The sequence below is a fragment of the Nonomuraea sp. NPDC049655 genome, assembly GCF_044465465.1.
In the GTDB taxonomy this organism is placed as follows: Bacteria; Actinomycetota; Actinomycetes; order Streptosporangiales; family Streptosporangiaceae; genus Nonomuraea.
On sequence record NZ_JBITLS010000015.1, the window covers coordinates 135,829 to 148,358 of the forward strand.

Sequence of the window (12,530 nt, forward strand, 5' to 3'; positions counted from 1 at the left end):
GGAGTGGCAGGGCCACCTCCAAGCGCCCTGCCCTCACCACCGCAAACCAAGCGCCGCACACCCCCGACCCGCCGCCGGGACCCGCCGCCGGGACCCGCCGCCCGGACCCGGCTCCTCAGAGCCTCGCCCCCCGCTGTCGAGGGCCGGTGCCTCGGAGCACCGATCCGCCCTACGCCGTCGGGCGCCCGGCCCCCGGCGAGGGGTGGGCGCCCGCTGACCTCAGGGGTCAGAGCTTCTCCAGGGGTGCGTACGCCAGCAGCAGCGTCTTCTCCCCGTCGGCGCCGAAGTCGATCTTGACCTTGGTCTTCTCCGCCACTCCGTCCACGGCCACCACCGTGCCGAGCCCCCACTTGTCGTGCGTCACCCGATCGCCGGGCGTCAGCGACAGGATCTGCCGCGACCCGCCGCTCTTAGGCGCCGGCCGCGCGGCCGGCTCCCGCCGCGTCGCCGCGCTCCAGGCCGACTTCTCGGGGTCGGTACGCCAGTCGATGAGCTGCCCCGGCACCTCGTTGACGAACCGCGAGGCCGGGTTGAACGACGGCGATCCCCACGAGCTGCGCACCGCCGCCCGCGTGAGGTAGAGCCGCTTCTGCGCCCGGGTGATGCCGACGTAGGCCAGCCGCCGCTCCTCCTCCAGCTCCTTCGGCTCGCCCAGCGACCGGACGTGCGGGAACACGCCGTCCTCCATCGCGGTCAGGAAGACGACCGGGAACTCCAGCCCCTTGGCCGTGTGCAGCGTCATCAGCGTGACGACGCCCTGCCCGCCGTCGGCGTCGGGGATCTGGTCGGCGTCGGCGACCAGCGACACCTGCTCCAGGAACTCCACCAGCGTGCCCTCGGGGTTGGCCTCCTCGAACTCCGAGGCCACCGAGACGAGCTCGTTGAGGTTCTCCAGGCGGGACTCGTCCTGGGGGTCTTCGGAGGCCTCCAGCTCGGCGCGGTAGCCGGTGGCCACCAGGATCTCCTCGGCCAGCGTCGACGGCGGCACGCCCTCGGCCTTGGCGATCAGCTCCTCCAGCATCGCCACGAACTCGCGCACCGCGTTGAGCGAGCGCGTCGCCATGCCGTACGCCTCGTCGGCCCGGCGCAGCGCGTCCCAGAACGAGATGCGCTCGCGCGAGGACAGCGCCTCGATCATGGCCTCGGCCCGCTCGCCGATGCCGCGCTTGGGCACGTTGAGGATGCGCCGCATCGACACGACGTCGGCCGGGTTGGCCAGCACCCGCAGGTAGGCCAGCAGGTCTTTGACCTCCTTGCGCTCGTAGAAGCGCACGCCCCCGACCACCTTGTACGGCAGCCCGGTGCGGATGAAGATCTCCTCGAACACGCGCGAGGCGGCGTTGGTCCGGTAGAACACCGCGACCTCGCTCGGCTTGACGCCCTCCTCGTCGCTGAGCCGGTCGACCTCCTGGGCCACGAACATGGCCTCGTCGTGCTCGTTGTCGGCGACGTAGCCCACGATCTTGGGACCGTCGCCCTGGTCGGACCAGAGGTTCTTCGGCTTGCGGCCCTCGTTGCGCGCGATCACCGCGTTGGCCGCGGCCAGGATGTTCTGGGTGGAGCGGTAGTTCTGCTCCAGCAGGATCGTGCGGGCGTCGGGGTAGTCGCGCTCGAACTCCAGGATGTTGCGGATCGTCGCGCCGCGGAAGGCGTAGATCGACTGGTCGGCGTCGCCCACCACGCACAGCTCGGACATGTCGGCGCCCGGACGCACGACGTCGCCGTCGGCGGTGCGCAGCTCGGGATGGCCCACCAGCTCGCGGATCAGGATGTACTGGGCGTGGTTGGTGTCCTGGTACTCGTCGACCAGCACGTGCCTGAACCGCATCCGGTAGTGCTCGGCCACCTCGGGGAAGAGCTGGAACAGCGTCACCGTGTTCATGATGATGTCGTCGAAGTCCATCGCGCCGGCCTCGGTCAGCTTGAGCTGATAGGCCTTGTACGCCTGCGCGAGCGTCTTCTCCAGGTGGGAGCCCGCCCTGTCGAGCGCGGTCTCGTAGTCGACCAGCTCGTTCTTGAAGTTGCTGACCTGCGCCGAGAACGAACGCGGCGGGTAGCGCTTCGGGTCGAGCTCCATCTCCCTGCAGACCATCGCCATCAGCCGCTGGGAGTCGGCCTGGTCGTAGATCGAGAAGCTGGACGGGAAGCCCAGCCGCTTGGCCTCGCGCCGCAGGATGCGCATGCAGGCGCTGTGGAACGTCATCACCCACATCGCCTTGGAACGCGGCCCGACGAGCTTGTCGATGCGCTCCTTCATCTCGCGGGCGGCCTTGTTGGTGAAGGTGATGGCCAGGATCTCGCCCGGATGCGCGTTGCGCTCGGCCAGCAGGTAGGCGATGCGGTGGGTGAGCACCCGCGTCTTCCCCGACCCCGCCCCCGCCACGATGAGCAGGGGGCTGCCATGATGGATCACGGCCTCGCGCTGCTGGGGGTTGAGGCCGTCGAGCAAGGGGTGGTCAACAGAGACTTGGGTCGGCACCCACCTAGGTTAAGACGCGCCACCGACAAACGGCGCCCGGAATGCCTTCGACGGGGTGCCGGTTGTCCTCCGTACAGGGTCCAGGAAGGGAAGCCATGCTGGCGGAAGCCGAGATCAACCGGGTACTTGTCGTGACCGCGCATCCCGACGACGTCGACTTCGCGGCGGCGGGAAGCGTGGCGCTGTTCGTGGAGCGGGGCGTGGAGGTCACGTACCTGCTCGTCACCGACGGTGACGCCGGCGGCAACGAGCGCACCCTCGACAACTCCGGCATGGCCGAGCTCCGCAGGACCGAGCAGCTCGCCGCCGCCAAGGCCGTCGGCGTGACGGACGTGCGCTTCCTCGGCTACTCCGACGGCCGGGTGGTGTCCTCGCTCGACCTCCGGCGCGACATCGCCCGGGTGATCCGCCAGGTACGCCCCGACCTGGTCATCACCCACCACCCCGACCGCAACTACCAGTTCGTCGCCCCCAGCCACCCCGACCACCGGGCCGTGGGCGGGGCCGCGCTCGACGCGGTCTACCCCGACGCCCGCAACCCCTACGCCTTCCCCGAGCTTTTGCGCGAGGAGGGCCTGGAGGCGTGGACGGTCAGGGAGGTCTGGCTGAACGGCGGCTCCACCCCCAACCACTGGGTGGACGTCACCGCGGTCATGGACCGCAAGCTCGCGGCCTTGCAGTCGCACGTCAGCCAGGTCGCCCACGTCGAGGGCTTCGTCGACTTCGTCCGTGGCCGCTTCGCCGCCTGGGCCGAGCAGGCCGGCTTCGGCGAGGGCCACTACGCGGAGGGCTTCCAGGTCGTGCCCACGGCCTGACCTGGTCGTTCCGCTCCCGGCTCAGGGGATCGAGCCCGGCGGCACCACCCAGAGCGCGGGCTGCCCGGTGACCTCGGAGATGATGTCGAAGGCCCGGTCGTAGTGCAGGATCGTCGCCTGATGCACCTCGGCACAGGCGGCGATCAGCAGGTCGCTCGGCCCGATGCCACGGTGGTGAGAGATCCCGACCAGCTGCCTCTGCACCTCGACGGCCCGCGACTGCACCTCCTGGTTCAGGGGCAGGCTGACGCACTGGCGCTGCGCACGCAGGATGCGCCGGTAATGGACGAGATCAGGGGCGCCGCGGAGCACCTCCAGATCGATGACGGCGCAGGTCGCGACGACCTGCGCCACATAGAGCGGGTGAAGGGCCTTGGCGACGACGTCGCTCGTCCGGATGCGGGTGAGGGCGCTCTTGTCGAGGAGGTACGTCAGTCCTGTGGTTGCCACACATGCCGCGTGATCTCCCGGTCCAGGAGATCCGGGCTTCCCTCTGTACGCCAGAACTCGAATGCCTCGATTGCGCCGGCCCTCTCCCGGTCCCTGTCGACGTCGATCACCGTACGCATGCAGCACCACCTCCGTACCTCCACCGCATATCGGGACTTCTGATCTTTGATAGCCGCATTCAGGGAGCCAGTGAGAGGTCCCGCGATGCGCGTCTCGGGTGAAGGTAAAGGCATCGAGGGGAACTTCCTGGACCGTTCCAAGGAGGTGAGGAAGGATTCTCATCTTCCGAGGTGGAAATCTCATCCCCCGCCGGAGGAAGTCTTCCCCCGGCCGTCGCGCCCGGCCTTCGCCGAGATCCTCGCGAAGAGGTAGCCGAGCGAGTTGGTCGCCAGGTGCAGCATCGACGGCGCCAGCAGCCCGCCGCGCCGCCGGAGCTCGCAGAAGAGCACCCCCGCCGCCGCCGTGGACACCACGCTGCCCGCCACCACCCGCGCGACGTCGAGACGGGCGGGCGACTCGCCCGCGGTCAGCGCGCCGAGCGCCGGGTTCGCGCGGGCCATGTCGATCGCCGGGAGGATGTGCCAGAGGCCGAACAGGGCCGAGGAGACCGCCGTCGCGGCGGCCGGGCCGTGCCGGCGGGCCAGCATGCCGTGCAGCGCGCCGCGGAACCCGACCTCCTCCAGCAGGACCGTGCCCAGGGGGACCTGGAGCAGAGCCTCCTCCAGGGCGCGGGCGCGCGAGAGCGACAGGGCGCGCTCGTCGTGGAAGAGCGGCCTGGTGCGGGGCACGGAGATGCCCACGGTGTAGACGGCGGCCACCGCCGTCGCCAGCGCGCCGCCGACGGCCGCTCCGCGGGACGCCTTCTCGAACCCCAGCTCACGCCACGACACCCCGTGCCCGCGTGCCATGGCCACGAGCGCGGCGGTGGCGGCGGCGGAGGTCAGGGGGGCGAGCCTGGGGGCGATCTTGTTGTTGAGGACGTTGGCGGCGGTGAGGACGGCGATCGAGCGCAACAGCACCCTTGCAGGCTACGTCGCATCACAGAACGTCGGCGTCCGGCGGGGGCGGGGTGGTCGGCGGGTGGGGTCAGGAGGCGGCGGAGTTGCGCCAGCCGGCGGGGAAGCGGGTGCGGCGGCGTTCCTGGGGGGTGAGGCCGCCCCAGATGCCTTCCGTCTCGCCCTCGCGTAAGGCGTAGGAGCGGCACTCGTCGATGACCGGGCAGCGGGCGCAGACCGCCTTCGCGCGGGCCTCCTGCAACGGTGAGGGCGCGAGCGGGAAGAAGAGGTCAGGGTCGCTGGACCTGCACGCGCCTCTGCGCAGCCAGCCGATCTCCTCCAGTGGCATGCCTCCACCGTAGAGGCAGGTCATGATCAGACACATCATCCTCTGGGTTGACCCGCGCGTACACCCTCAGCAGGCGCCCACGCCGTCCTCGTAGCCGCCGGCGAAGGAGGACTGGCGTTGCTCGGCGGTGCCGTGGGCGGCGGGGTCCAGCCAGTCGTCCGTGGGGTCGCCGGCGGCCTCCAGGCTGGTCATGAGCTCGTCCTCGTCGCCGGGCTGGGCGCGCAGGGAGCCTGAGCCGACCAGGGCCGCCAGCGTCCCGCCGGCGTAGCAGTCGGCCTGCAGCTCGGCCTGGACGTTCAGCTCGAAACCGGTCCTGAGCTGGGCCTGGACGGCGTGTCCGAACTCGTGGGGGATGATCACGTACACCGAGCCGTCGCCCATGTCGTTCCACAGGGACTCCATCCAGGCCTGGTCGTAGGCGATGAAGTGGCCCTCGGGGCAGTAGAAGGCGTTGTTCGGCACGGACGGCTCGCCCCCGCAGGAAGGCCCCGAACTCCCGGAGTAAGGGATGAAGTCAGCGATAGGCCGATAAGTCATCCCCTGCTGGTCGAAGAACTCCGTCCAGAACGACTCGGTGAGCGTGCGCGCGGCCCGGATGTCGTCCTCGAACGTGTCGGCCCCCTGGACGTCCCTGGACGCCGGCCGGGTGAGGCCGCAGCCGGCCAGCAGCAGGATGAGGGCCAGGACGAGGAGGCGGGGTCGCACGAGGTTCACACGTCCCAAGTGTGCACCGGATCGTTGCCGTGCATGCGGTCGATGTAGTCCAACGTCATGGCGCGTAACGCCTCATGGCGGTCGCCGCCCTGCGCGCGCACCCGTTCGACCTGCCACGTCGCGCCCGTGCGGCCGGTCAGGCAGCGTCCCTCGATGATGCCCAGCAGCCGGTCGGCGACCGGCGTGTGCACCCCCCACGCGGCCAGGCCCTCGCGCGCCATGGGCAGCAGCCGGCGCAGGATCAGCTCTGCCGCCGGCACCTCGCCCAGCCCCGGCCAGTACAGCCGGGCGTCCAGGCCGTGCCGGGCCGCGGCGGCGAGGTTGTCCTCGGCGGTGCGGAAGGACATCTGGCTCCAGATCGGCCGCTCGGCCGACGGGAGCACGCGCATCAGGCCGTAGTAGAACGCGGCGTTCGCGGCGATGTCGGCGACCGTGGGCCCGGCGGGCAGGACGCGGTTCTCCACGCGCAGGTGCGGCACGCCGTCCACGACCGCGTAGACGGGCCGGTTCCAGCGGTAGATGGTGCCGTTGTGCAGGGTCAGCTCGTGCAGCTGGGGGATGCGTCCCTGGTCCAGCTCGGCCCGCGGGTCCTCCTCCTCGCACAGAGGCAGCAGCGCCGGGTAATAGCTGACGTTCTCCTCGAACAGGTCGAAGACGCTGGTGATCCAGCGTTCCCCGAACCACACCCGCGGCCGCACGCCCTGAGTCTTCAGCTCGGCCGGACGTGTGTCGGTGGCCTGCTCGAACAGCGCGATCCTGGTCTCGCGGTGCAGCTCCTTGCCGAACAGGTAGGGGGAGTTGGCCGCGACGGCGACCTGGGGGCCCGCGATGACCTGGGCGGCGTTCCAGTGCGGCGCGAACGCCTCCGGGCTGACCTGGAGGTGGAGCTGGACGCTGGTGCACGCGGCTTCGGGCGCGACGCTGTCGGCGTGGGTGTCGAGGCGTTCCACGCCCTCGATGCACAGGTGCAGGTCCTCGCCGCGGGCGGCGAAGATCTGCTCGTTGAGCAGGCGGTAGCGGGGGTTGGCCGACAGCGTGCCCTCGCTGATGTCCTGCTCGCGCAGCGTGGGCAGGATGCCGACCAGCACCAGGTGCCCGTCCTGGGAGCGGGCCCGCTCCTCGGCGTGGTTGAGCCGCCTTCGTACGTCCGCCTCCAGGTGGAGCGGGCCGTCGCCGGTCAGCTCACGGGGCTCGACGTTGATCTCGATGTTGAACTGGCCCAGCTCGGTGGCCCAGTCCGGCTGCTCGATCGCGGCCAGCACCTGGGCGTTGCGCATGGCGGCCTCGCCACGGGCGTCCACGATGTTGAGCTCGATCTCCAGGCCGGCGCGGGGGCGTTCGAACTCGAAGCGGGACTCGCGCAACATCTGGGCGAAGACGTCGAGACATCGACGCACCTTTTCCCGATATTTCCGGCGATCGTCCCGGCTGAACACGACGACTGGCACGTCCCTGCCCATACCAGGAAATGTCGCACGGCTGGGCCGTCATGACCAGCCGGAGATCGACGCGATGTCCCCGCGGGCCGGACCACACGAAGATCATCGAGACGGCGCGCGCGCCTCCGACATCCCCGTAGGGTTCGGGCATGCGTGTATTGATTACCGGTGGGGCTGGCTACATCGGCAGCACGATCGGGTCGGCGTGCCTCGACGCCGGCATCGAGCCCGTGATCCTCGACAGCCTCGTGACGGGCCGCAGGGAGTTCGCCGACGGACGGGTCTTCTACGAGGGCGACATCGGCGACGGCGCCCTCGTCGACAAGATCTTCGCCGAGCACCCCGACATCGAGGCCGTCGTCCACTGCGCGGCCCTGATCGTCGTGCCCGACTCCGTCGCGGACCCGGTCGGCTACTACCGCGCCAACGTCGCCAAGAGCCTGGAGTTCACCGACCACCTGCTGCGCAACGGCTGCGAACGGATGATCTTCAGCTCGTCCGCGTCGATCTACCAGGCCGGCGCGGACCACACCGTGGACGAGAGCTCGCCGCTCGCCCCGCAGAGCCCGTACGCGCGGACCAAGGCGGTCTGCGAGGCCATGTTCGCCGACATCGCCGCCACCCGGCCGATCCGCATCCTGTCGCTGCGCTACTTCAACCCGATCGGCGCCGACCCGGCGATGCGGACGGGCCTGCAACTGCGCCGTCCCAGCCACGCCCTGGGCAAGATGATCGAGGCGTACGAGGACGGCGTGCCGTTCGCGATCACCGGCACCGACTACCCGACGAGCGACGGCACGGGCATCCGCGACTACGTCCACGTCTGGGACCTGGCCGCCGCGCACGTGGCGGCGCTGCGCCGGTTCGACTCCCTGGAGACCGACGTGATCAACCTCGGCACCGGCGCGGGCACGACGGTCCGCGAGCTGGCCGAGGCGTTCAACCGGGTCGTCGACCGGCCGATCGACGTGGTCGAGGCGCCCGCCCGGCCCGGTGACGTGGCGGGGGCGTACACGCGCAGCGACCGGGCGCGGCGGCTGCTCGGCTGGGAGACCCGGTTCACCGTCGAGGAGGGCATCAGGCACTCGCTGGAGTGGGCCGCCCTGCGCGACTCCCGCCTCGCCTGACCCGCGCCCGGCGGGCACGGGCCGGGCGCCGCGCCCGTCCCGCCAAGCGGCGACGGGGCGGGCGCGGGCCTCGGCACGGGCGGGTGCTACTTGGCGACGCTCACGCCGAACGGCAGGTCGAGGGAGGAGATGTCGTCCTTGCCGTTCTCGAACTCGCTGGAGACGTCCTCAGCCGTCGGAGCCTTGATCGACACGGCGCCGCCCCAGCCGGTGAAGCGGGTGTCGACCCGCACGCCGTCCTTCTTGGAACCGGAGCCGGTGATCGCGGCCTGCGGGAACGTGGCCACCAGACGCACCGGCAGGCCGGCCGCGTTGAGCGTGAGCTTCCAGCTGATGACGCTCTTCAGCGCCTTGGCCGTGGGACGCGTGTCCATCCCGGTCGCCCGGTACCAGGGCGAGACCTTCCGCAGGTCGCGGACGGTGATCGTGCCGGCGTAGCCGCCGCTCACCGGCTTGGCGGTCTTGAGCAGGGTCTTGAGCGTGGCCTGCTCGGCGACGTTCACCGGCTGGCCGAACACGCCGGTGATGCCGCCCGTCGGGCCGTGCGGTGCCTTGAACCAGGTCTCGCCCTCGGGCAGGACCGTGGTCCACATGCCGCCGGACAGGTACGACGTCGTGCCGATCCGGATCGTGCGCTCGGGCGTGGCGAGGGCCTTTTCCTCCTCCGAAGGCTCGTCGCCCAGGTCGGACACGTTGAGGGCGAACTTGCCCGTGATGTCCGAGGCGGCGACACCCGACCTGTTGAACTGGAAGGTTCCCGTGCGCCGGATGAAGACCTCGCTGCGCGTGCCGTCGGTGACGCTGATGCGCTCGCTGAACTTCACCCCCTTGCCGGGGACGAGCTGCTTCTTCACGGCGGCCACGGGGTTCTTGGGCGCGGCCGCCTGGGCCGGAGTCGCGAGCAGCGCGGGGGTGGCGGCCACCAGGGCGGCGGCCGTCGCCAGCGCGACGCCGGTGAGGGTTCGCTTCATGTGCGGTTGTGTCCTTGTTTCGAGGGGGATTGTCGACAGCTCGGCGGCTCAGTCGAACAGGCCGAGCGAGCTGGTGGAACCGTCGGGGATGGCCTGGCGGAGCTTCTCGGCTCTCGCCCGCTTCTCGGCCATCAGGTCCTTGTAGGTGATGACCTCGTCCACCGGAGGGGCCTTGACGCTGACCTTCGCGCCCCAGCCCGAGAGCCGGGTCTCGACGAGGCTCCGCGAGCCCGGGATGAGGCTCTGGCCGGTGACGACGCGGTCGGGCAGCGCCTGGGCGTTCAGGCCCAGCCGGTAGCGGAACCCTTCGTACGCGCCGGCCCCGCGCGCCTGCGCGAGCGTCAGCGCGCCCTGGCGGAGGCCGTCCTTGACGCCGGCGGCGTGCGAGACCAGGGCCTTGAGCGTCCTGGGCGCCAGCACGTCGACCGGCTGGGCCGAGGTGATGACCTTGCCCTTGAGGTGCTCCATGAGCACCCACGTCCTGCCTATGGGCAGGACGTCGGCCAGGTCGGCCGCCTGCACGTAGACCTTGCCGCCGACGCTGATCCAGCGTTGCCGGCTGTCGTCCTTGCCGATCGTCCTGAACACGACGTCGGCCGCGACGGGCCCGGACGCGCCGAACTCCACGGAGCCGGCCATGCGGGTGACCTCGCCGTCGCGCGGACGCTTCGACTCGGTCCGCGCGGTCTCGGAGATCGTCACCCCGCGGCCGGGGACGAACTGCCGCTTCAGGGCGCTGACGGGGTCCACGGCCGCCTGTGCGGGGACGGCCGGGATGAGTGCCGCGGCCGTCACCGCGGCCGCGAGCAATCGCTTCATGAGTGTCCTTAGGAGGGGGGCTACCTGATGCTGCCCAGGGAGTTGAGGGAGCCGTCCGGGATGTCCTGCGGAACGGCGCTGTCGTCGGCGAGGTCGGCGATGTCGGCCACCTGGTCGGCCGGCGGGGCCTTGACCTTGACCTTGGCGCCCCAGCCGGTGAAGCGGGTCTCGGTCGTGCTGTGGCTGGCGCCGAGGATGCCGAAGTCGAGGGTCCAGTCGCTGACGACCCTGGTGACCAGGCCCTTGGAGTTCACGGCGAGCAGGTACGAGACCTTGACCTTGGCGATCTTCTTTTCGACGCTCTGGCCGTAGATCTTGCCGAGTTCCTTCACCGTGACCGAGCCGCGGTAGATCCCGCCCTTGGTGCTCGCGGCGTGGGAGACGAGCATCTTCAGCACCTTGGGCTCGAAGACGTCCAGCATCTGGTTGGAGGTGCTCATCCGCAGGCCGGTGTCGGGGTAGCGGACCCACTTCTTGCCCTCGGGCAGGCCCTCGCTGTAAAGGCCGCCCTGCGCATATACGTGCTTGCCCACGGTGATGGTCCGCGACGGCAACAGCGACGCGTACAGGTCGGCGTTCTTGCCGGTGCTGCGATTGCGTACGTCCGAGGCGACGATTCCGGACCTGCCGAACTCCAGAACGCCGGACGTCTTCATGGTTCCGGTGCTCTTGCCGTCCATCGAGGAGCGGGACGTCTCGGTGAACCGTACGCCGTGTCCGGCGACGTACTGCTTCTTCAGCGCCTTCGCCGGATCCGCGGGCGCGGCCTGGGCCGGGGTCGCGGTCACGAGCGCCGCCGCGGAGGCCAGGGCCAGGCCCGCGATAATTCGCTTCATCCGATTCCTTCAGATCAAGAATGAGGGGAGCAGGAATCCTGCCAATTGAAGATCACGACCATATATCGACAGACACCGCATAAGGCAGCGAATTGGTGCACTTTCGGTGCAGAGGAGGACATGGTGAAGTGAGATCACCGTCACATAGCGGAAGAACCGTGCCCCGATGACCTGTGCAGGTCAAGCTTGGGGCTAGGCTTCACTGGCGGAAACGCCCGGCACGCACCCCTGAGCGTAGGAGCTCGCCGTGAGAGAGCGAGGCACGAAGCCGACACGAGCGGCGAGCGGACGCGACCGTCAGCGCAGTTGCCCGGGCCGTCGAACATCAGTCGGATAAGCAAGGACGGACCCTCGTGGACCTGTTCGAACATCAGGCGAAGGAGCTCTTCGCTGACTACGGCATCCCGGTGCCACGCGGCATCGTCGCCAACACCGTGGAGGAGGTGCGGGCGGCGGCTGAGGAGCTGACCGGCCGCGTTGTCGTCAAGGCCCAGGTCAAGACCGGCGGTCGCGGCAAGGCCGGCGGCGTGAAGGTGGCCGACGACGCCGCCGACGCCGTCGAGAAGGCCACCGCCATCCTCGGCATGGACATCAAGGGCCACACGGTCCACAAGGTGCTCGTGGAGGAGGCCAGCGCGATCGCGGAGGAGTACTACTTCTCCTTCCTGCTCGACCGCGCCAACCGTACCTTCCTCGCGATCTGCTCCGCCGCCGGCGGCATGGACATCGAAGAGGTCGCCCACAGCACGCCCGAGAAGGTCGCCAAGGTGCCGGTCTCGGCCCTCGACGGCATCGACCGCGCCAAGGCCCGCGAGATCGCGGTGGCCGGCGGGCTGCCCGAGAAGTCGCTCGACGGCGCCGCCGAGCTCATCGAGAAGCTGTGGCACTGCTTCGTCGACGAGGACGCCACGCTGGTCGAGGTCAACCCGATGATCCTGTCGGCCGACGGCCAGGTGAAGGCCCTCGACGGCAAGGTCACCCTCGACGAGAACGCCGGCTTCCGCCAGGCCGACCACGAGGCGCTGGCCGACAAGGCCGCCGAGGACCCTCTGGAGGCCAAGGCCAAGGAGAAGGACCTCAACTACGTCAAGCTCGACGGCAACGTCGGCATCATCGGCAACGGCGCGGGCCTGGTCATGTCCACCCTCGACGTGGTGGCCTACGCGGGCGAGGCGTTCCCCGGCAAGCCGTCCCCGGCGAACTTCCTCGACATCGGCGGCGGCGCCTCGGCCGAGGTCATGGCCGCGGGCCTGGAGATCATCCTCTCCGACCCGAGCGTCAAGTCGATCTTCGTGAACGTCTTCGGCGGCATCACCGCCTGCGACGCCGTGGCCAACGGCATCGTCTCGGCGTTCAAGCTGCTGGAGAGCCGCGGCGAGGCCGTGACGCACCCGCTGGTGGTCCGCCTCGACGGCAACAACGCCCAGCTCGGGCGGCAGATCCTGGCCGACGCCGCGCTCCCGCGGGTCGAGCTGGTTGACACGATGGACGACGCGGCCAAGCGGGCCGCCGAGCTCGCTGCGGTAGGTGCGTGAG

12 protein-coding genes are annotated in these 12,530 nt (G+C 70.1%); 3 read left to right on the forward strand and 9 right to left on the reverse strand.

Translation table 11 applies throughout. The features are described from left to right. Nucleotides 1-226 precede the first annotated feature (226 nt). Nucleotides 227-2,449, reverse strand: coding sequence for a DNA helicase PcrA (gene pcrA / locus ACIBQ6_RS39725; protein WP_358283894.1), 2,223 nt, complete (start codon nt 2,447-2,449; stop codon nt 227-229). A 125-nt stretch (nt 2,450-2,574) separates the two neighbouring features. On the opposite strand from pcrA, the gene ACIBQ6_RS39730 reads away from it, so the two are divergent. After that, the gene (locus ACIBQ6_RS39730) at nt 2,575-3,294 is read left to right on the forward strand and encodes a PIG-L deacetylase family protein (RefSeq protein ID WP_397165176.1); all 720 of its coding nucleotides are present in this window, start codon (nt 2,575-2,577) and stop codon (nt 3,292-3,294) included. A 21-nt stretch (nt 3,295-3,315) separates the two neighbouring features. Here the strand turns inward: ACIBQ6_RS39730 and ACIBQ6_RS39735 are convergent, their stop codons facing one another. From ACIBQ6_RS39735 to ACIBQ6_RS39755, 5 genes are all read right to left on the reverse strand, one after another. Continuing rightward, nucleotides 3,316-3,744, reverse strand: a complete 429-nt coding sequence (locus tag ACIBQ6_RS39735; protein ID WP_397218336.1) for a PIN domain-containing protein — start codon at nt 3,742-3,744, stop codon at nt 3,316-3,318. Between the two features lie 299 nt (nt 3,745-4,043). Further along, nucleotides 4,044-4,763, reverse strand: coding sequence for a CPBP family intramembrane glutamic endopeptidase (locus ACIBQ6_RS39740; RefSeq protein ID WP_358282278.1), 720 nt, complete (start codon nt 4,761-4,763; stop codon nt 4,044-4,046). A 67-nt stretch (nt 4,764-4,830) separates the two neighbouring features. After that, nucleotides 4,831-5,088, reverse strand: coding sequence for a WhiB family transcriptional regulator (locus tag ACIBQ6_RS39745; RefSeq protein WP_352323895.1), 258 nt, complete (start codon nt 5,086-5,088; stop codon nt 4,831-4,833). Between the two features lie 66 nt (nt 5,089-5,154). Beyond that, on the reverse strand, nt 5,155-5,802 hold the full coding sequence (locus ACIBQ6_RS39750; protein WP_397218338.1) for a neutral zinc metallopeptidase: 648 nt from the start codon (nt 5,800-5,802) through the stop codon (nt 5,155-5,157). Further along, the gene (locus ACIBQ6_RS39755; RefSeq protein WP_358282282.1) at nt 5,799-7,199 is read right to left on the reverse strand and encodes a glutamate--cysteine ligase; all 1,401 of its coding nucleotides are present in this window, start codon (nt 7,197-7,199) and stop codon (nt 5,799-5,801) included. Before ACIBQ6_RS39755 ends, ACIBQ6_RS39750 begins: the two co-directional genes overlap by 4 nt. Nucleotides 7,200-7,390: 191 nt before the next feature. Here ACIBQ6_RS39755 and galE point away from each other — a divergent pair, with 191 nt between their 5' ends. Beyond that, entirely contained in the window at nt 7,391-8,368 is a 978-nt protein-coding gene (galE, locus tag ACIBQ6_RS39760) for a UDP-glucose 4-epimerase GalE (protein ID WP_397218340.1), read from the forward strand. An 86-nt stretch (nt 8,369-8,454) separates the two neighbouring features. On the opposite strand, the gene ACIBQ6_RS39765 is transcribed toward galE, so the two are convergent. Genes ACIBQ6_RS39765 through ACIBQ6_RS39775 form a run of 3 tightly spaced genes read right to left on the reverse strand, consistent with a single transcriptional unit; the run spans nt 8,455 to nt 10,994 of the window. Continuing rightward, nucleotides 8,455-9,339, reverse strand: a complete 885-nt coding sequence (locus ACIBQ6_RS39765) for a hypothetical protein (RefSeq protein ID WP_397218342.1) — start codon at nt 9,337-9,339, stop codon at nt 8,455-8,457. A gap of 48 nt (nt 9,340-9,387) precedes the next feature. Further along, nucleotides 9,388-10,158 carry a hypothetical protein gene (locus ACIBQ6_RS39770; RefSeq protein ID WP_397218343.1) on the reverse strand — a complete coding sequence of 257 codons (771 nt, stop codon included), beginning with the start codon at nt 10,156-10,158 and terminating at the stop codon, nt 9,388-9,390. Nucleotides 10,159-10,178: 20 nt separating this feature from the next. Then, on the reverse strand, nt 10,179-10,994 hold the full coding sequence (locus ACIBQ6_RS39775; protein WP_358282290.1) for a hypothetical protein: 816 nt from the start codon (nt 10,992-10,994) through the stop codon (nt 10,179-10,181). 353 nt (nt 10,995-11,347) lie between these two features. Here ACIBQ6_RS39775 and sucC point away from each other — a divergent pair, with 353 nt between their 5' ends. Continuing rightward, the gene (gene sucC, locus ACIBQ6_RS39780) at nt 11,348-12,529 is read left to right on the forward strand and encodes an ADP-forming succinate--CoA ligase subunit beta (protein WP_352323902.1); all 1,182 of its coding nucleotides are present in this window, start codon (nt 11,348-11,350) and stop codon (nt 12,527-12,529) included. The last annotated feature ends 1 nt before the right edge of the window (nt 12,530 follow it).